Annotated in this window: 19 protein-coding genes; 13 read left to right on the top strand and 6 right to left on the bottom strand. The window is 38.1% G+C overall.

The genetic code is table 11. From position 1 onward, the window contains the following. Window positions 1-146: 146 nt before the first annotated feature. Window positions 147-518 carry a hypothetical protein gene (locus tag ACFQZ9_RS28145; RefSeq protein ID WP_198311836.1) on the bottom strand — a complete coding sequence of 124 codons (372 nt, stop codon included), beginning with the start codon at window positions 516-518 and terminating at the stop codon, window positions 147-149. 243 nt (window positions 519-761) lie between these two features. Next, window positions 762-1,553, bottom strand: coding sequence for a hypothetical protein (locus tag ACFQZ9_RS28140; RefSeq protein WP_498946660.1), 792 nt, complete (start codon window positions 1,551-1,553; stop codon window positions 762-764). A 176-nt stretch (window positions 1,554-1,729) separates the two neighbouring features. Here ACFQZ9_RS28140 and ACFQZ9_RS28135 point away from each other — a divergent pair, with 176 nt between their 5' ends. Continuing rightward, complete coding sequence (locus ACFQZ9_RS28135; protein WP_498946659.1) at window positions 1,730-2,281, top strand: DJ-1/PfpI family protein; 552 nt, start codon at window positions 1,730-1,732, stop codon at window positions 2,279-2,281. A 203-nt stretch (window positions 2,282-2,484) separates the two neighbouring features. Here ACFQZ9_RS28135 and pdxR read toward each other — a convergent pair whose 3' ends face one another. Further along, window positions 2,485-3,894, bottom strand: coding sequence for an aminotransferase-like domain-containing protein (gene pdxR, locus ACFQZ9_RS28130; protein ID WP_498946658.1), 1,410 nt, complete (start codon window positions 3,892-3,894; stop codon window positions 2,485-2,487). Between the two features lie 104 nt (window positions 3,895-3,998). On the opposite strand from pdxR, the gene pdxS reads away from it, so the two are divergent. The 5 genes from pdxS to ACFQZ9_RS28105 all read left to right on the top strand — a co-directional run bounded on the left by pdxS (window position 3,999) and on the right by ACFQZ9_RS28105 (window position 9,955). Then, the gene (gene pdxS, locus ACFQZ9_RS28125) at window positions 3,999-4,883 is read left to right on the top strand and encodes a pyridoxal 5'-phosphate synthase subunit PdxS (protein ID WP_498946657.1); all 885 of its coding nucleotides are present in this window, start codon (window positions 3,999-4,001) and stop codon (window positions 4,881-4,883) included. A 1-nt stretch (window position 4,884) separates the two neighbouring features. After that, window positions 4,885-5,475 (top strand): pyridoxal 5'-phosphate synthase glutaminase subunit PdxT, encoded by a 591-nt coding sequence (gene pdxT / locus ACFQZ9_RS28120; protein WP_498946656.1) that lies wholly within the window; start codon window positions 4,885-4,887, stop codon window positions 5,473-5,475. Between the two features lie 598 nt (window positions 5,476-6,073). Next, on the top strand, window positions 6,074-7,630 hold the full coding sequence (locus tag ACFQZ9_RS28115) for a spore germination protein (RefSeq protein ID WP_498946655.1): 1,557 nt from the start codon (window positions 6,074-6,076) through the stop codon (window positions 7,628-7,630). A 25-nt stretch (window positions 7,631-7,655) separates the two neighbouring features. Beyond that, window positions 7,656-8,747, top strand: a complete 1,092-nt coding sequence (locus tag ACFQZ9_RS28110) for a spore germination protein (RefSeq protein ID WP_498946654.1) — start codon at window positions 7,656-7,658, stop codon at window positions 8,745-8,747. Then, complete coding sequence (locus tag ACFQZ9_RS28105; RefSeq protein WP_498946653.1) at window positions 8,744-9,955, top strand: Ger(x)C family spore germination protein; 1,212 nt, start codon at window positions 8,744-8,746, stop codon at window positions 9,953-9,955. Before ACFQZ9_RS28110 ends, ACFQZ9_RS28105 begins: the two co-directional genes overlap by 4 nt. A gap of 78 nt (window positions 9,956-10,033) precedes the next feature. Here ACFQZ9_RS28105 and ACFQZ9_RS28100 read toward each other — a convergent pair whose 3' ends face one another. Beyond that, a complete protein-coding gene (locus ACFQZ9_RS28100) occupies window positions 10,034-10,963 on the bottom strand; it encodes a response regulator (protein ID WP_498946652.1) in 930 nt (309 codons plus the stop codon). A 4-nt stretch (window positions 10,964-10,967) separates the two neighbouring features. Beyond that, complete coding sequence (locus tag ACFQZ9_RS28095; RefSeq protein ID WP_498946651.1) at window positions 10,968-12,287, bottom strand: sensor histidine kinase; 1,320 nt, start codon at window positions 12,285-12,287, stop codon at window positions 10,968-10,970. A 188-nt stretch (window positions 12,288-12,475) separates the two neighbouring features. Between ACFQZ9_RS28095 and ACFQZ9_RS28090 the strand changes: the two genes are divergently transcribed. From ACFQZ9_RS28090 to ACFQZ9_RS28080, 3 genes are read left to right on the top strand one after another with little or no spacing between them, the layout of a single operon-like run. Next, entirely contained in the window at window positions 12,476-13,513 is a 1,038-nt protein-coding gene (locus ACFQZ9_RS28090) for a glutaminase (RefSeq protein ID WP_498946650.1), read from the top strand. Window positions 13,514-13,543: 30 nt separating this feature from the next. Continuing rightward, the gene (gene aimA, locus ACFQZ9_RS28085) at window positions 13,544-15,181 is read left to right on the top strand and encodes a glutamate/serine transporter AimA (protein WP_498946649.1); all 1,638 of its coding nucleotides are present in this window, start codon (window positions 13,544-13,546) and stop codon (window positions 15,179-15,181) included. Window positions 15,182-15,237: 56 nt separating this feature from the next. Beyond that, the gene (locus ACFQZ9_RS28080; RefSeq protein WP_198311825.1) at window positions 15,238-15,387 is read left to right on the top strand and encodes a hypothetical protein; all 150 of its coding nucleotides are present in this window, start codon (window positions 15,238-15,240) and stop codon (window positions 15,385-15,387) included. A gap of 77 nt (window positions 15,388-15,464) precedes the next feature. On the opposite strand, the gene ACFQZ9_RS28075 is transcribed toward ACFQZ9_RS28080, so the two are convergent. After that, the gene (locus ACFQZ9_RS28075; protein WP_498946755.1) at window positions 15,465-16,088 is read right to left on the bottom strand and encodes a TetR/AcrR family transcriptional regulator; all 624 of its coding nucleotides are present in this window, start codon (window positions 16,086-16,088) and stop codon (window positions 15,465-15,467) included. A 209-nt stretch (window positions 16,089-16,297) separates the two neighbouring features. Between ACFQZ9_RS28075 and ACFQZ9_RS28070 the strand changes: the two genes are divergently transcribed. From ACFQZ9_RS28070 to ACFQZ9_RS28055, 4 genes are all read left to right on the top strand, one after another. Further along, window positions 16,298-16,738 carry a MarR family winged helix-turn-helix transcriptional regulator gene (locus ACFQZ9_RS28070; protein WP_498946648.1) on the top strand — a complete coding sequence of 147 codons (441 nt, stop codon included), beginning with the start codon at window positions 16,298-16,300 and terminating at the stop codon, window positions 16,736-16,738. 5 nt (window positions 16,739-16,743) lie between these two features. Then, on the top strand, window positions 16,744-17,397 hold the full coding sequence (locus ACFQZ9_RS28065; RefSeq protein WP_498946647.1) for an HlyD family secretion protein: 654 nt from the start codon (window positions 16,744-16,746) through the stop codon (window positions 17,395-17,397). A gap of 389 nt (window positions 17,398-17,786) precedes the next feature. Beyond that, complete coding sequence (locus ACFQZ9_RS28060) at window positions 17,787-19,268, top strand: DHA2 family efflux MFS transporter permease subunit (protein ID WP_498946754.1); 1,482 nt, start codon at window positions 17,787-17,789, stop codon at window positions 19,266-19,268. A 188-nt stretch (window positions 19,269-19,456) separates the two neighbouring features. Next, a complete protein-coding gene (locus ACFQZ9_RS28055) occupies window positions 19,457-19,855 on the top strand; it encodes a DoxX family protein (RefSeq protein WP_498946646.1) in 399 nt (132 codons plus the stop codon). The last annotated feature ends 138 nt before the right edge of the window (window positions 19,856-19,993 follow it).

Raw genomic sequence — 19,993 nt, 5'->3', positions numbered from 1 at the left:
GGTTAATCTTCATTCGCCCTCCTAACCTAAGTGAATTTTCTATCCTCCGGTCTCACAAAGAAGAAGTAAAGACTTACGTTTCCCATACACTATAGATATTCGGTCAACCAGCAAATATGACTGGTGAAATTCTGATGACTTAGATTCTATTCGAGTCCTGTTTGGGTTTTACCAGAGACGTGCCCATGTATGAACGTTACCAAAATCGAATTCGGACCGGCACTTGCGGCATAGGTGTATACTTCCATTGTCAATTTTCCTGATTGCCCTTGGGTTTGCTCAGTCGGTTTCCCTAGAATTTTTTCGACTTCGGCTTTAGTCATGCCGCCTTCGCCAGTCTTTACATCCCCTACGCGAATTTGATCGTAGTCTGCTTTACTTGGCAGAGCTTTTTCACTTTGTTGTGGTGCATTTTTCTCATCTAAGATATGTGGAATTCCATTGACAACCCCAACGATGATAAAAATTAACACAAAAGCACCTATCAGAAGCATGACAAGTTTAAAAAGTTTTCCCATTATGATTCCCCTAACACTTACATTGTCTTATTAACATAGACTATATTAACAGACAATCAATTTAAATCCAAAGGATGAAATCAATGCAATTTCATTCTTAATTAGAAATTACCTTAGTGGACAAGGTTCGAGATAGAATCGTTCTAATACTTCAAAATTAGAAGCTGAACTAAATTCCAATGTTTAAGGAAGATTAGAAAATTATTAAATGATGGCATCATTTGAGTTCTATCCCTAATAGGTTCAATCTTGTCCTTTTAGTCTAAACCCCATCTCCCACAATTCCTCAAAATAAAGCTCCTCAAATTTTTTCTCAAGAATCCCATAGAAATAGGCTATAGGCTTCTTAACTGTGGCTTTGGTTTTCAACTTTCTAACCAATTGTTTAAATGAATCGATAGCTGTCACAAGGACTTGATCTTTTTCCTTTTCCCGATCACCTCGATAGGCTGCAATATTCACCATATGCCAAAATTCCTCAATCGTTTTAGCATCAGGAAAGAAGTAATTTACTAATTGAACAAACGGTTTTGGTACTCTGTCATTAACAAAAGTGTGATCGATTTCAACAGACGGTTCTTCTTTACGTTTATTTATCTCTTGATTATTTGTTTTAGAAAGATTGCTAGTTTTAGGGTGGTCCATTTTTTCCTCTATTGGTGGTTCACTTTGAGGAAAGCGATTAAATACATAAAGGTTACTCGATTGTGAGCCGTTTTTTCTCTCGGTCTCATAGACAATCATGATGCCTAATTTGATTGCTTTTTGGATCATCCGTTTAAAGGTTGAGCGAGAAATGCCATTGTCATGGTATTCTTCATGAATAGCTTTTAAGACGGTGCCAATTTTGGCATTCGAAATGCCAGGAACTTTTGCAGAAAAACGAGCCAGCCGTTTTAGACCGACTAATTCACCTTTTGAAAAATCCCTCTTATGTACTGCCAGCCACATCTCCATATGGGTATTAAATTCCTTAAGTGAAGAGAATTGAGAATATTGTTCGAAGCCTTCAATTTTACCTGATTTGATTTGCATATAAATGCACCACCCTTTCACCGTCTATATAAAGAAAAACTGTTGAAAAGGACATGGTGGGGGAGGGTGAGTTGTGACAGATTTATGAAATCAAAATTAGGTAAAGAGTAATAATAGGATGAGCTTTGAATATATAAATAATGTTGGCTTGGCTTATATTGTATGGAGGGATGAATATGTCAAAAAAAGTACTAATTTTAGCAGGGGATGCCGTTGAGGCTTTAGAGGTCTATTATCCATATTTTCGCTGTCTTGAAGAAGGATATGATGTTAAAATTGCTGCACCATCCGTGAAGAAACTGCAAACTGTCGTACATGATTTCATCGGTTGGGATACTTATACGGAAATCAAGGGTTATCTGATAGAGGCTAACCTCGCATTTGAAGATGTCAATCCTGAAGAATATGACGGGTTAATTATCCCTGGAGGCAGAGCGCCTGAATACATTCGGTTAAATGAGAACGTTCCGAGAATTGTTGCTCACTTTTTTGAAGAGAATAAACCAGTAGCAGCCATATGCCATGCCAGTTTAATTTTAACAACAGTCCGCCAATACTTGGAGGGCCGTGAGTTGACTGCATATATTGCCTGTAAACCAGACGTGGAAGCAGCAGGGGCAAAATATATTGACAAACATCTCCATGTAGAAGGAAATCTAGTATCAGGACATGCATGGCCTGACCTGCCAGGCTTCATGAAAGAATTCATCAAACAATTAAACCACTAATTTTTGCTGAAAAAATTTAAAAAAGGAACCCGATCAACTTTCCTCGAATCATAGCTGTCATTTTAGCAGCTTTTCTTATTGCCGAACAGAGTTGAAGAAGAACATATGGCAAGAAATCCAATCATAAAACAAAATAACAGCCATGGGTAGAACCATTGGCTGTTAAATTTACTTGCATACATAATCCAAGTTGACCGCCTGAGCTATCGCTTTTTTGATTTTGAAATTCCCCAACATTGCATTAATTGGTGAATGCCTTTTTCAATTTGATCGAATGGAATGCTACCAAAGCCAAATAGAAAAGTTGGATATTGATAATTAATTGGCTTTAATAAATAATCGCTTACTGGGTAGATGACAATATTGTTTTTTTCTGCAATCTGTTTTAACTGATCCTCACTTTTTGACAGGGGGACAGAAATTAATATGTGCATTCCTGCTTGGTCTCCGGTGATGATTACATCAGGATAATACATTTCAAATATTTGAGTTAATTTTTCATGTTTTTTACGATAAATTTTTCGCATCCGGTTTAAGTGTTTTGAAAAATAACCATCTCTCATAAAGTTCGCTAATATATGTTGTTCAAATCTCGGTACAGTTGCTGAGTAAAAACTAAATGTCTCTTTATATTTTTGTAGTAATGTTGAAGGCAATACAAAATAAGCAACCCGTAATGAAGGCATTAATGATTTGGTAAAAGTGCTCATATAAATTACTTTATTGTTTTGGTCTAATCCTTGTAATGCAGGAATGGGTTTTCCGATATAACGGAACTCACTATCGTAATCGTCTTCAATGATGTAGCGATTTTCATCTTTTGCTGCCCAGTTTAATAATTGCGTTCTTCTTGTTGCAGATAGCACCGCACCCGTTGGGAATTGGTGGGAAGGTGTAATATAAACAACATTGGCATTTGTTTTTTCAAGTTCATCCACCATTAAACCATCTTCATCAACCGGAATGGGAATTGCTCTATTTTCCAATTGTATTTTTGGGATTGCAGAATAGCCAGGATTTTCAAGGGCAAATTTTGAATCATTTTCAAGTAATCTTAAAATCATTGGAAGTAGATGTTCTGTTCCCGAACCAATTACAATTTGTTCTGGTTTACATACAATCCCTCTCGATTGAAAAAGATATTTTGAAATTTCAGTTCTTAATGCGTATTCTCCTTGAGGGTCTCCAATTTGTAAAAACTCTTTTGAACTATTATCATATAAATTTTTTGCATATTTTCGCCAAAGTGAAAATGGGAATGAATCGGTATCAATTTTTCCTGGATGGAAGTCAAATTGATAGATTTTCTTCTCGTCCTTTTCTACAGGTATGTTTAAAAGATCTTTTTCAATATAGGGTAATTCATCAATCTCTTCTACAAAAAAACCAATTCGAGGTTTAGATACCACATAGCCTTCTGCAATAAGTTGGAAATAAGCAATTTCAATCGTTGTTTGACTGATATTTAAAAATTCAGCTAATTTTTTTTTTGATGGTAATTTGGTTCCAACTTCAATTTGTTTATGGATAATGGCATCTTTGATACCGATATAAAGCTGCTCATATAAGGGTTTTTCTGTACTTTTATCCAATTTAAACATAAGCATATCCATCTACAATTCCCCCAGCTGACCACATTGATTTTTAAAAAATTGAACCTTTTCATAAAGTCAATTTCTATTATACTAGGAATCATCAAATGTATGGAGGTTTTTTTATGAAACAAGTTGGAACAGAGAGAGTAAAACGTGGAATGGCAGAAATGCAAAAAGGCGGCGTAATTATGGATGTCATTAATGCCGAGCAAGCAAAAATTGCAGAGGCTGCAGGTGCAGTTGCTGTTATGGCTTTAGAGCGGGTACCATCCGATATTCGAAAAGCTGGGGGTGTTGCCCGTATGGCAGATCCTCGTATTGTAGAGGAAGTATTGAACGCTGTAACCATTCCAGTAATGGCAAAAGCACGTATTGGTCATATTGTAGAAGCACGTGTATTAGAATCAATGGGCGTTGATTATATTGATGAAAGTGAAGTATTAACACCTGCTGATGAGGAATACCATTTATTAAAAAGCGACTACACCGTACCTTTTGTATGTGGGTGTCGCGATTTAGGGGAAGCTGCACGTCGTATTGGAGAAGGAGCTTCCATGTTACGTACGAAAGGTGAACCGGGAACTGGAAATATTGTAGAAGCTGTTCGTCATATTCGAAAAGTGAATGCACAAGTAAGACGCGTTGTGGGTATGAATACAGATGAATTAATGACTGAAGCAAAAAATTTAGGAGCACCATTTGAATTATTACTCGAAATCAAAAAATTAGGGCGCTTACCAGTTGTAAATTTTGCTGCTGGTGGGGTAGCGACACCTGCCGATGCAGCTTTAATGATGGAACTTGGAGCAGATGGTGTATTTGTAGGATCAGGTATTTTCAAATCGGATAACCCAGAAAAATTCGCACGTGCCATTGTAGAAGCAACTACACATTATCAAGACTATAAACTGATTGCTGAAATTTCAAAAGAGTTAGGGACACCGATGAAAGGTATTGATATTTCAACGCTAGCTGTAAGCGAACGTATGCAGGAACGTGGTTGGTAACATGCTAAAAATTGGGATACTTGCATTACAAGGTGCAGTCAGAGAGCATATTAGACAAATCCAAGAGCTTGGTTGTGAGGCCATTTCTGTTAAATCTGTTGAGGATCTAAAAGAAATAAATGGTCTGGTATTACCTGGCGGAGAAAGTACAACAATGCGTAAACTGCTAGACCGTTACGGTTTACTAGAACCCATTCGTACTTTAGCTGACAAAGGAATTCCGATGTTTGGAACATGTGCGGGTCTGATACTATTAGCAAAAGAAATCCTCGGATATGATACGCCCCATCTTGGGTTAATGGATGTAGTGGTTGAAAGGAATTCATTCGGACGCCAAGTAGATAGTTTTGAAGTAGAGCTATCCATTCATGGAGTAGGGGAAGATATTCCAGCTGTTTTTATCCGGGCACCCCATATTGTAGATGCCGGTGAAAATGTTGAAATTCTAGCAAAACATGAAGAACGCATTGTGTTAGCTCGAGAAGGTCAATTTTTAGGTTGTTCCTTTCATCCAGAGTTAACAGAAGATAGTAGAATTATGAAGTATTTTATTCAAATGGTGGAAGAGAACACAATTGTTTTATCTCATTAGGAATGTCTCCAAATTGTATAAAAGTGTTTCTTCCATATATATGTACCAAGAGATTTAAAAAGCTAACATAGTGAACCAAAATATAAAACGGTAAAACACTCACAAATTTATTTATAAATTTTTGTGGGTGTTTTTTTATAGAAATCCCACTGCTTCGAAGAACACCACAGAAAACCACCGTAATAAATAAAACAAGTAGAGGAGAAACTAGAGTAATTACTCTTTTGTAAAATGTTTCAAAAGCAGTTTTTCCATGGAATCGGCCATTTCTTTTGTGCACTCACCCCATGATATCCTTTTCATTCCTTCGAGTTCTCTTCTCCTTAGTAATTTTGAATCTTCCGTTCCGATTTTTTTCCAAGTTTTTGCCGATCTGACGGCCATATGGGGTCAAGGATGTAAGTAACTGTTGGCTGATGGTTGCATCTTTTACAAACTCATTTGTGCAAATATTTCCAATTGCAACTAAACCAAAACATATTAGGGGGGAAACTAAATGGTTTAAATTCCTATATAAAAGACAAAAATGATGGTACAAAACCAATACAAAATGATCTAATCTTGGTTCGCAGATTAACAATTAGTGAGTGATCAATCAATGAGAAAACTAAAAATAAACAGACTTGCAGACAAAAAGGCTTATGGACGTGATACTGTTTCTCAAGATTCTACTCCAAGATTTACCGATGACTTACCAATAAATTTGGAATTAGTAAAACAAGAAATCGGTCAAAACTGGGATGTCCATTATCGGGAGTTTAACATTGGGCGTACTGGGATAGGGGCATGCCTCATTTTTGTCATTGGATTATCCGATATAGAACTCATAAATAAACAAATTATTTCATCCTTAATGGTTGAATTTTCTTCAGAACTAAAACATGAATTATCCCTATTAAAAGGAAACCAATTAAATAAATTTTTAAAAAACCAAGTGATCCCCATTAGTGAAATTGAAGAGATAGGTTCGATAAAAGTGGCAACTGCTAAAATCCTTACAGGCTCTGCAGCACTTTTAATCGATGGGTCTTCAGAGGTGCTCGTCTTAGGTACCACAAAATTAAAAACAAGAGCGATAGAAGAACCAGTGTCCGAGGCTTTAGTCCGAGGGCCCCGCGTTGGATTTACGGAGTCTTTGAGGGATAATACCTCAATTTTGCGAGGAAACGGTGAAGTTGAAAATCTAACCTTCGTAAATTTTAGAGTTGGTAGGACTTTAAAAAAAGATTTGGTTGTCGCTTACATTAAAGGAATTGTCGACCCGGATTTAGTTCAAGAGGTAGAAATGCGAATAAAGAAAATTGATCTTGATCATATCCCGGAGTCCGGTTATGTCGAGCAGTTGATTGAAGATAATTACCGAAGCCCTTTTCCCCAGGTGCAGAGTACAGAGCGTCCTGATCGAGTAATGGCTGCTTTAATGGAAGGCCGGGTATCCATTTTACTGGATGGAACGCCTTTTGCATTAATTGTTCCGGTTACCTTTAGCATGATGTTACAATCACCGGAAGACTATTATGAAAGATGGATTCCCGGTACGCTGCTCCGGTTACTTCGGTATCTGGCATCGCTTCTGGCTCTTTTCACACCAGCGCTGTATATTGCTTTTATCTCGTTTCACCCAGGGATGATTCCGACTAAGTTAGCGATTTCCATTATAGGTTCGAGGTCAGGGGTTCCATTCCCGGCATTGATTGAAGCCTTATTCATGGAAATTTCTATTGAAATTTTGAGGGAAGCCGGGCTCCGTCTGCCAAAACCAATTGGTCCGGCAATGGGCATTGTCGGTGGATTAATTATTGGTGAAGCCGCTGTACAGGCAGGGATTGTGAGCAATATTTTAGTCATTATCGTATCTTTAACGGCTATTTCATCGTTTGCCATTCCGCAATATACTGGAGGGATACCGCTACGTATCCTACGATTCGTAGCCATGCTTTTTTCTGCGGTTTTAGGTTTGTACGGGGTGATTTTATTCTTCATCTTCTTAACCGCCCATTTAGTGAAATTGAAAAGCTTTGGCACTCCATATGTGAGTCCGGCGGCTCCTTATCGTTTAAGTGATTGGAAGGACTTTATGTTTCGCATGCCGCTTATGATGATGAAGGAACGTCCAAAAGTGAATCATCCGAAAGATAAGATACGGAAGGGATAATGTATCGTGAAAGGAAGAGTAAGGTATGATTCTAAATCCTAAAGATCAAATCACCACTTCCCAGGCAGCGGTTATCATCATCAACGCGATTCTTGGCACAGGAATCCTCACCTTGCCCAGGACGTCCGTAGATAAGGTGGGTACTCCTGATGTATGGATCACCGTTTTGTTAGGCGGGCTGCTAGCGATCCTTGCAGGAATTATTATTGCGAAGTTAGGCCAGCGATTTCCGCAAAAAACTTTTTATCTCTATAGTCAGGATATTGTAGGCAAGTGGGTCGGCGGATTTCTTGGTTTACTTGTTATTGGTTATTTTCTCGCCACATCAGGTTTTCAAATCCGTTCCTTGACGGAAGTAACAAAGTTCTTATTACTGGAGGGAACTCCCAGCTGGGCCATTATCCTGCCATTCATGTTGGTGGGGCTTTATTTAATGATGGGCGGAATTAATCCAATTGCACGACATTTTGATATTATTTTACCGATAACGGTCGTCCTTTTTTTGCTCGCCATTTTTTTGAGTTTCAAAATATTTGAGATCGATAATTTACGTCCCGTATTGGGGGCGGGAATTATACCAGTGCTAAAAGGGGTAAAAACAACGGCGCTTGCATTTACTGGCCCTGAGGTTATGCTGTTCCTTGTGGCTTTTATGAGTGAGCCAAATAAAGCAGTAAAAGCCGTGATAGTGGGTATTACGATTCCTTTAATATTTTATATCATTACCGTCGTCCTTGTAATTGGTGCATTATCAGCGGATGAGGTGGTCACAAGAACATGGCCGACACTTGATCTGTTGCGAAGTTTTGAAATCTCGGGTTTGATTTTTGAACGATTTGAATCATTGCTGCTGGCGATTTGGATTATGCAAATGTTTACCATTTATACAATTGCACACTATGCTGCTGCACTGGGACTGGCTCAAATTTTTAAAAAGAACATTCATCCATTTATGATTGGATTGGTACCGGTTATTTATTTTATTTCAATGATTCCTAAAAATTTAAATGATATTTTTAAGCTTGGTGATGTAATTGGGAATGCTGCATTGTATTTATTTGGTGTAATGCCACTATTCCTTCTCATCATCGCAAAATGGGTGAGAAGGGCAACATGAAGTTTAAACACTTTTTAGTTCGTATTCTTTTTGGTTCACTGTCTGTTATTTTTCTGTTTTCCCTCACTGGCTGTTGGAGCAGCCATGAAATCGAGGAGTTAAGTCTTGGGGTAGGAATGGCCCTAGATACAAATAAGGATTCAAACTCCGAAAAAATGATGAATGAGAAAGACGCAGAGGATTCAAAGGAAAATGCAATTACTACCACTTACCAACTTATTACGCCAGAAATCGCCAGCTCATCGAGTAAAGGGGAAGAATCACAAAAAAATTCCTACTTGAATCTTTCTGAAACGGGAAATTCTCTTATCCAAGAGGTGCGGGAATTATCATTACGGTCGGACCTTCCCTTAAATGCCTCACATATGAAAGTCGTGGTTATTGGGGAAGAACTGGCGCGATCGTTCAGTTTGCAAGAGTTATTTGATCTGTATCTTCGGGATAATGAGTTCCGCCCAAGCTGTCTGGTGGTTGTCAGTAATGGGAGAGCAAGCGATTCCTTAATATCCAAGAAGGAAGGAGAAGTTCCGGCCTTCCGTTTGTTTGGAATCGTCGATAATGCTTATCGAACAACCAGGATTTTACCTCCAGTCTCGATTATTAAATTGGATAGCAAGCTCCAATCGGGTTCCAGTTTTCTATTGCAAAACGTGGTTTCAACAAATGGACAAGTGGAATTTGCCGGAGCTGCAGTGATAGATGGAAAGACAAAAAAATTGCGTGGTTTTTTAAATAAGAAGGAATTGGAAGGAATTACCTGGTTGGCGGGCAAAGAAAAAGGCGGTGTGGTCAAAAGTTTTGATCAACAGTCAAAAAGGCTGATTATGTATGAGATTGAAACCATAAAAAGTAAAATCACACCACATATAAGGGGAAACACCATCTCATTTGATGTCAACATTGAATCGAAAGGGATATTAATGGAGCATCGGGTAACATCCAGTACACCGTTTGAAAATTCTTTTCTTAAAAGGGCAGAAGCGTCAACCGAAAGTGCCGTAAAACAATTGGTCGAAGATTCAGTAAAAAAAATGCAAAAGAAATATCAAGTAGACGTGGCCGGTTTTGGCAACCGTATAAAAATTGAAAATCCGAAACTATGGGAAAAAGTTAAAAAGGATTGGGATCAAACCTTCAGTAAGGTTCCCATTCATTACAACGTGAAAATAATGATCAAAGGTTACGGGGCATCCGGTCATTATAAATAAGATTACTAATAGATCGATCTCAAAGAAAAAACTTCACGAAACAAGAATTCCGTGAAGTTTTTTTGTTAAACTTATAAGCTATTGTTCAGAATGAACCCGGTATGCTTCAAAATAAAGGACTTGAATAAATTTTTTCGTATTAATTCGGGTTAGCGATGTTGATGGTGCAGAGCCATTCTTTAATTCTGCCATTTTGGTCCTGACGGTTGCAAAGTCAAAAAACTTTGAAGCATAATTCTCAAACTTCCAATTCGAAAAATCGGCTAGACCAAGGGATGCCAGATGATTCAGCGACTGATAAATGGCCCGGCGCACCCGTTGTTCGGTTGCTTTAATTTCTTTCTTTAACTCCGCGGCTGGGACATCAGTTCCCAATCTTTTTTTTGCCAAATCGATAAAAATTTCTTTAAGGGTTGGAAATCGATTATTTAAAATGTCAGTTTGTTGATTATGGTCTAAATATTCCAGAATGTCCAGTAAATCTTTACTGCCATTTTCGCCTGCTATCCCTAATTCCGTTAATAGAAATTGACCTGAATTTTTGATGTTTTTTTTATTGATAGGATTTGCTTGTCCTGGTGATGGATTGAATTTAAGCACGGCATGAAGAGACTTGTGAATATCCTGTATTGATTTTTCCAATTGGATTTTTTCTATGACTTTTTGAAGAATCGTTAATACTTCAATTCTGTTGACGGGTTTAATGATATAATATTCACTGCCTAGCGAATAGGCTTCAGCAATTAATTCTTTTGATTCTACTTGAGAAATCATGATGATTTTTCCATCGAAATTCGATTTTATTTGCCGGATGGTTTCCAATCCGTCCCGATTTGGCATCAACAAATCAATTAATAAAATTTCGATGTTAAGCATGTTCAGATTGTCGCCATCAATTAATGAACCATCTTCTGCTTCTCCAATAACTTCCCCTAAACCTTCGTCTTCGATGATTTGGGCTAACATCGACCGAACAGCTTCATCATCGTCGATAATGTAAAATCGCATCGAATCATCCTTTCTTGATTAAATGACTCACGGGTAATCGAATTATGAAAATCGTTCCTGTTCCTTCTGGTTGATCCTTAACTGATATTTCACCCTCAAGTTGATCCATCATTTCTTTGACAAACGATAATCCCATACCAGTAGAGGGATTTCCGGACTGATCATATTTCGAAGTAAACCCTGGCTTAAAAATTGCATTTTTTCGCCTTGATGGGATACCAGGTCCGTCATCGCCGATTTGAAATTCAATTGTTTCTAGATTCCTTTCTACGTTAACGGTGATTGTTCCGACATAGTCGATTGCTTCTACCGCGTTTGTGACAATATTATTGATGATTGATAGAAGGGTGAACGCGTGATAGGGAGGATGAACTCCACTAATGGAATACTCAATGTGAATCTCTTTACCTAGTAAAGAGGCATATTTTTCGTTTGTCCGTTTTATGATGGAAATCAGCTCGTTTAGTTCCATATAATCAGCGAAGCTTTCAACAGAAATGAGCTTTGAAAGTCCTGCAAAAATACGCTGATTATCTTTTTTAATCTCATGAACTTCTCCAGCGATATTCAACGCCACCCTAGAGAAATCCTCGATTGAATTGGCAATACCCGGAACGTTTTTCAACTCGTATAAGCCTTTGTATAAATCATAGGATTTTTTTGTGATGTTTTCGGCATTGACCAACGTTTTTTTTAAATGAATCGATTCTTCATATAGGTTGGAAATCAACAGGAGCATATGCTCATTTTGTTTTCGAATTTGTCTTTCTCTTTCTTGCGCCTGATACAGCTGCATGATGGTAAAAAAGCTAAGAACAATAAAACTGTGTGAAATCGCCATTATCAGCATTTCGCTTAGCGACGAAAATTTAATCGTTGTACTTAAAACGATGTATTGAACGGTCAATTCAACGATATCAGATAAGATTTCAATGAAAATGCCAATCCATCCGATGACCAAAAGCCGGTCATGAAATCGGTTGACTCTTGCCAAATAAAAGAAACAAGCATAAGCCAAATAAAAGAAGAAGCTTGAAAAATTGTCTTGAAAAGAGCTTACCCAATGAAAATGCTCATCCTGGATAAATTCTAGCAGGATACGAAATCCTACAATATTTATAGCGGTCAAAAAACCAGGCAAGACAGGCGGAATCTTACGAAATAATAATAAAAAGAATAAAAAGGTCGGCACCCCAAAACTGATTCGGAAGGCGGCATTGATTGGATAAAAATTGATGACACCAGCTAATGGGACCGTTATCAACATCAAAATAAGGATGTTGATGTCTTTTTTGAGTAGTGGGCTGAAATTCAAGATGATCACTTCCTGTTTGTCTGAACAACAGTATACAGGTAGAAATATCTGAACACAATGCCAGAGCCATGTTTAAAAATTTTATTTTAAAGATAAAAAACTTTCTGTAGATTCCCGTTTTCTTTTGTAGTGCGGATTATAGAATCAATTATATTTTTTAAGTAACAATTCGAAAGCGTTTTCTAAACCGAACATTAATGAAAGCGAGAGGATTCCACTTTCATTATTGTAAAAACATTAAAGGAGAGAAGAACTTGATCAAAGCGATAAAACAAGAGGTTCATGATCAAAGAATAGATGGGTTGGATGAATGGGTGTCCCATTTTCGCGCTTTTGCCACGGAAGGACAATGTGCTAGCTATATTCCCGCTTTGGGGAAGGCAAACCTATTCCAGCTGGGAATTTGTATTTCATTACCAACAGGTTCAAACATCCGGTCTGGGGAATGGCATGTCCCTTTTACATTGCAAAGTATCTCAAAAGTAATCAGCTTTATTACAGCATGTGTAACTCGTGGAATTTCTTATGTGTTGGACCGTGTGGATGTTGAACCAACGGGTGATCCCTTTAACTCGATCATTCGTTTGGAGATGCATAAACCGGGAAAGCCGTTTAACCCAATGATTAATGCGGGGGCTATTACTGTTGCTTCCATGCTGCCAGGGGATTCGTCACAAAGTAAATTGGAAAATGTTAATGAATTAATTGAAAGAATGATCGGAAAACGTCCAAACCTGAATGTGGAAGTGTTCCAATCTGAATGGCAAACAGCCCATCGAAACCGGGCTTTGGCTTACTATTTAAAAGAGACTGGCTTTTTAGAAGCCGAGGTGGAAGAAACACTTGAAGTTTACTTAAAGCTTTGTTCGCTCGAAGTAACTACAGAAGATATCGCCATGATTGGAATGATTTTGGCGCATGACGGATATCATCCCATTCACCATGTACAGGTTTTACCTAAAGAAGTGGCCAGACTGACTAAAGCTTTGATGATTACTTGTGGAATGTACAATGCTTCCGGTAAATTTGCGGCATTTGTCGGGCTCCCGGCAAAAAGCGGGGTATCCGGAGGGATTCTGGCCTTAGTTCCGCCAAATAAAAATAGAGATCATCCCTTTCAAGACGGTTGTGGAATCGGCATTTATGGACCGGCAATTGATGAATATGGGAATAGCCTGACAGGTGTTAGATTATTAAAACATTTGGCTCAGGAATGGGATCTCTGTATTTTTTAAAGTTATCTAAACAAGAAAGAGGTTGTATGGATGAACAATCAATTACAAAGAAGGATGGGAACGTTTGCCTTAACAATGGTAGGGATAGGTTCGATGATCGGATCTGGCTGGTTATTTGGGGCCTGGAGAGCCGCACAAATCGCCGGTCCTGCAGCGATTTTTTCCTGGCTCATTGGAATGGCGGTTATTTTATTTATTGCTCTTTCTTATTGTGAATTAGGCTCGATGTTCCCTGAAGCAGGGGGAATGGTGAAATATACGCAATATTCTCATGGGTCGTTTATTGGGTTTCTCGCCGGTTGGTCCAATTGGATTGCCATTGTTTCTGTTATTCCCGTTGAAGCCATAGCTTCTGTTCAATATATGAGTTCGTTGCCTTGGAAATGGGCACAGTGGACACATCACCTGGTATTAAATGGTAGTCTTACTCTGAAAGGCTTATCGATTGCTTCTATATTATTACTTATTTATTTTCTCATAAATTACTGGACTGTTAGCTTATTTGCAAAAGCGAACTCTCTAATCACGGTTTTTAAAATCATTATCCCTGGACTGACGATTGGCTCCCTCTTATTTGTAGATTTTCATGGCGAGAATTTTACGTTGAACTCAGGAGGCGAAAGTCATAGTTTATCAAGTGTCTTTACAGCTGTCGCGACATCAGGTATAATTTTTGCATTCAATGGTTTTCAAAGCCCAATCAATATGGCAGGAGAGGCTAAGAATCCCGGGCGTTCCATCCCAATCGCAGTTGTGGGTTCGGTCCTGATTGCAACGATGATCTATGTTCTATTGCAAGTTGCATTTATTGGGTCTGTCGATCCTTCCTTACTTGTCCATGGCTGGAATCTGTTAAATTTTAATTCTCCTTTTGCTGATTTGGCTATTGCACTAAACCTGAACTGGCTCGTCATCATACTCTATTCTGATGCTTTTATTTCTCCTTCAGGAACAGCTATTACGTATACCGCCACAACAGCGAGGATGATCTATGGGATGCAAAAGAATAAGTATTTTCCGGCAGTGTTTGGAAAAATTCATCCGTTGTATGGCGTACCACGTCCGGCAATGTTCTTAAACCTGGCTGTATCGTTTCTATTTTTATTCTTGTTTAGAGGCTGGGGGAAACTGGCGGAAGTCATTTCTGTTGCGACGTTAATTTCTTATATTACAGGACCTGTTACCGTCATGACATTAAGAAGGACAGGGGAACGTTTGTATCGGCCAATTAAGTTAAAAGGACTGAGTATTATTGCACCATGCGGGTTTGTTTTTGCTTCTTTAACCCTATATTGGGCATGTTGGCCGTTAACCGGACAGGTCTTATTATTCATTATGATTGGTCTTCCGATTTATTTTTACTATCAAATAAAAGTGAAATGGAAGGGGTTCCGCCGGAATTTTCTCGCTGGTCTATGGATGGTTGTCTACCTATTATGTATGATGTGTGTATCCTATTTAGGAAGTAACAAGTTTGGCGGAAAGGACATTATCCCATACGGCTGGGATATGCTCTTAATTGCCGGTTTATCCCTAGTATTTTATGTTTGGGGCTTTAAAAGTGGGTATGAGACGGAATATCTGCAAGAGGCGTACAAAGTGAATGAAGAAATTAGGGCAAATAAGGAAACAAATCCCTTGGAAATCAAGAAAGAAACAGCAGTATAGCAAATTTGTTTAGTTAAATCATTTCTATTAATCTATGAAAAGAGGAATATATTTTTATGTGGATTATCACAGTCTATTCAAAAAACAATGTTAACATGTTTGAATTTGACACAGAAAAAGAAGCAAAAGAGGCATTTAAAAAAATTCAAGGCCCGAAATTTCTTACAGAAATGATTTACTTTAATGATGAGCGTTTTATTGTATAATTTATAGAAATAATAAGTGCCAAAAAATAAGTGCCAGGCACCGATCCCGTATACGGGAGGGGCCTGGCACTTATTTTTTATTTCTTATAGAACCCTCTTTTAAGTAAATCCAGCTCCAAAGAAAAGGCCTTCATTGCATCATTTGTATGAATTTCCCTCGCAAAGACAGAAACGAGATTTCGAATCATTACGGCCGTCATGATTTTAAAGATATGGTGTAATTCTTCTTCATTTTGTACATTTAAATTTTCCGAGTTGATCGAGTGAATGATTCCCATGAATCTGCTTTTTGCTTTTTCTTCATAAATATTCTGTGTTATCGCTTTTTCGATTCGATAATTCATGTTTAAAAAGGTATTTTTAAAATATTGGCGATTTTCCTGTTCTTCAAAGGTGATGAGAATGGATTTAAACCAATCGATAAAGGACTGAAATAAATCTCCTTCATTCATTTTTAAGATGGAAATGAAGCGCTCATTATTCCGAGTAGAATGCTCATCTAATAAAAAATAGAACACATCTTCCTTATCCTCAAAATATTGATAAAAGCTCCCCCTGGGTATGCCAGCATCCTTAATGATATTTGAAATGGATGCTTCATTTAATGGAACCCGCGAAAATTCCTTCTTCGCAGCTTTCAATAATCCTTCTTGTTTTTCTTTTGATAAATTTAAAAACGTTGGTTTTGGCAACGATTTCACTCCTTGCATCATATGACAATTTGTCACAATTTATCCTACATATATGATAATAGGCCTATAATTTAATGTCAATGTACATATGACAATGTGTCATTTTTTATATTGACACTTAAATGTCCACTGATTATAATGTATTTCTGTAAAGATTATTTCGCATACGAAATATTCCAGTGGGAAGATTTAGAAGAATAAGAGAAAGGAGTGCAGCGATGGCCGTACTAAATAATGAGATCTATGAATCATATTTAGCGATCAATAAAGCCATCAAAAGACTGATTAAATTTGATGCGGATAAATTAGGACTCACAACAGTCCAATTAAAGGCAATCTACAAGCTTGCGACGAATCCCAATATAAGTTTAGGAGAACTTGCTGAAAAATTAAGAATGACGAACAGTACTGCAAGTAATGTGATTGAACGATTAGTTCAAATGGGCTTAGTCGAAAGAGTAATTCCCCCTGAAAATAGAAGGGTGGTCTCTATTCATTTAACAGAAAAAGGGAAAATAATCTTAGATCAGTTTCATTCTTCGGACTCCCTTTTTATCAATAAAATGAACGATGTCCTTGATTTACCGGAGGAGGATGTCTCGGAGCTGTTACGGTTGCAAAAGATTGTCTTACAGAAGCTAACATTAGAGGAGGAATAAGGTTAATGAGTGCAAAACGTTTACTTTTAATCAACATTATTATGTTACTTGTTCTAGTAGGGGGAGGTTTTGGAATTTATGCCTATTACAATAAATCAGTAAATTATTTAACAACAGACAATGCCCAAATTGCTGGACAACAGGTGACAATTGCTGCAACGGCAAACGGAAAATTAACAAATTGGAATGCCAATGTTGGCAACCGTTTTTCAAAAGATGATAAAGTTGGAACCATTACTACTACGGGTGCGGATGGAAAGCCTGTCAAAATGAATGTGACGCTTCCAACGGATGGAACGATTGTGCAAAGTAATGCCGTTCAAGATTCGTTTGTTGCCGCAGGGACACCGCTTGCCCAAGTCTATAATCTGGATAAATTATGGGTAACAGCGAATATTGAGGAAACAAGTATTGATGAAATCGCAGTAGGACAGGATGTCGATATTTATGTGGATGCTTTCCCCAATAGCGAATTAAAGGGAACAGTAAAACAAATTGGTTTAGCAACTTCAGGGACATTCTCTTTATTGCCTAGTACAAATACCACAGGTAATTACACAAAAGTTACACAGGTTGTTCCTGTAAAAGTATCCATTGATGATAATAAAGGTGTTGCAATTGTCCCTGGTATGAACGTAACCGTGCGAATTCATAAGTAGGTGATAAAATGTCCATATATATCACGGGTTATGTTATTTTAGCCATATTGGTTTTACTTATTATAAATTTTATGATGATCAAACAAAGAAAGCGGAACATGCTTCAAACAAAAGTGATGGATCAAGAGAGTATGGAAAATCCTGTCCAAACGAAAATCAATGATGATGAATTAAAGGAAAAAAGTTTGGAAACCGAAGAGGTTCCGGCGAATACCCAGCAGGATTTATCCCATCAAGTGGAAGAAATGCAGGAAGATTCGGCGATTGCTGAACCGGCCTTGGAATATGTTGCGGATGTACAACAAGAAGAAGTTAGCAAGAAGCGGGAAAAAGAAAAGGCTGCTGACGAAAAGGAGAATTCAGGAACAGGAAAAGTTCTTGTCGCATTAATGCTCGGTGCCTTTGTAGCCATTTTGAATCAAACCTTATTAAATGTAGCGATCCCGCATATTATGAATGATTTAGGTGTTTCGGCGAATACGGTCCAATGGCTCTCGACAGGTTATATGCTGGTAAACGGAATTGCGATTCCTGTTACAGCCTTCCTTATTGAGAAGTTTGGGACTAGGAAACTATTTATCTCTGCTATCCTTCTCTTCACACTAGGATCGTTGGTTTGTTCCTTGTCAGCCAATTTTAGTATGCTGATGATCGGAAGGATTATCCAAGCCAGTGGAGCGGGTATTATTATGCCACTATTGATGACCGTGTTTTTCGCCTTATTTCCTCCGGAAAAACGGGGAAAGGCAATGGGGATCATGGGAATTGTCATGATCTTTGCTCCTGCAATTGGACCAACCCTGTCAGGGTGGCTAATCGGACATTATTCATGGAGATTATTGTTCGACATTGTCATTCCAATCGGTGTACTTGATTTAATTCTAAGCTTCATGTGGATGAAGGACGTAACGAAGGTAACCAATCCGAAATTTGATTTTCCAGGATTTTTATTTTCAACCTTAGGTTTCGGCTTCCTATTGTATGGCTTTAGCGAAGCTGGAAATGATGGCTGGGACAGCGGTACGGTTATCGTTTCCTTAGCAGTCGGTATTATTTCATTAGTTGCTTTCGTCTGGCGTGAATTAACAGCAGATAAGCCGATGCTTGATTTACGAGTTTTTAAATATGATATTTTCGCTTTAACGACGATTATTAGTATGATCGTGAATATGGCGATGTTTGGTGCCATGATCCTGCTTCCGATTTATTTGCAAAATATTCGCGGCTATACGGCATTGGAATCAGGATTATTGATGCTTCCTGGTGCCATCGTGATGGGGATTATGTCACCTATCTCAGGTGCACTTTTTGATAAAATTGGTGCAAGATGGCTGGCGGTTATCGGCTTAGCGATTACGGTCATAACCACATGGCAGTTTACAAGTCTTAGTATGACAACCAGCTATGGTCATATCTTATTTCTATATGTCATGCGGATGTTTGGGATGTCCTTTATTATGATGACAGTTATGACAGAGGGACTTAACCAATTGCCACGTCATCTTGGTGCGCACGGGACAGCGGCCTCTAATACGGCCAGACAGGTTGCAGGTAGTATTGGGACGGCACTTCTTGTAACGGTCATGTCGACAAGGCAAGGGGCTCATTATGGTGATTTTACCAATACTGTTACAAGTTCGAATCCTTTTATTGCTGATAAATTTTCGCAGCTTACACAGGTCTTATCGGGTTATGCCCACATTCCGGCTGCAGCAGGAAAACAACTGACAACCTATTTGGTTTATGGGCAATCGATGCAGCAAGCGACCATTGACGGGATTAATGATGCGTTTATTGTTGCAACGGGTATTGCATTTGCCGCTTTTATTTTAGCGTTCTTTATTAAACGTGCGAAGGTAAAAGAACAGTAAGTGGAAAGAATAACTAGAAAAGGCTCTTCAAAGGGCCTTCTCTAGTTGTTTTTATTTTAGAAAAATTATTTCAAATAAATTTATCTGCGATTCTGGAGCATTTATCTGCGTTGCTAAGGAAAAGGAACAATCTTTTAGAAGTGAGTCAATATTAATGATCTACACTTAAAGAAAGGAGAGGTATGGGAATGGTTAATATGGGCCTTTTGATTATACGTTTGGCTATCGGTCTTACGTTTGTAGGGCATGGAACCCAAAAATTGTTTGGATGGTTTGGGGGACCAGGGGTAGTAAAGTTCGGTGAATTTTTAGGTACGATTGGAATTAAGACAGGCGGAAGAACTTGGGCAATCCTTGCCGGAATATTTGAACTTATAGGAGGTCTCCTTTTTTCCGCCGGCATCCTCACCTGGTTAGGGGCAGTCCTAATCATTATTGTGATGATTGATGCAATCATCACTGTCCATGGTAAAAATGGTTTTTGGCTAACTGATGGAGGATATGAATATAATTTTATTTTAATTGCTGTTGTTCTTGGCGTGGCCCTAACTGGACCTGGTGATTATGTTTTAATTTATAAGCCATAATATGGGGAAATTTAAAATGTTCCTCACCTTTACGGTTTTAAAATGTACAAAGAGATTTTTAAAGAAATGAACAAAAAGAGACAAAACGAGAAACCTTTCTTGTTTTGTCTTTTTTTAAGGCTTTGTTAAAGAACAATA

It is taken from the genome of Neobacillus sp. GCM10027624, assembly GCF_042675345.1.
GTDB lineage: Bacteria > Bacillota > Bacilli > Bacillales > Cytobacillaceae > Neobacillus > Neobacillus cucumis_D.
The sequence above is the reverse complement of the archived record's forward strand: the minus strand, read 5'-3'. Positions and strand labels throughout refer to the sequence as shown.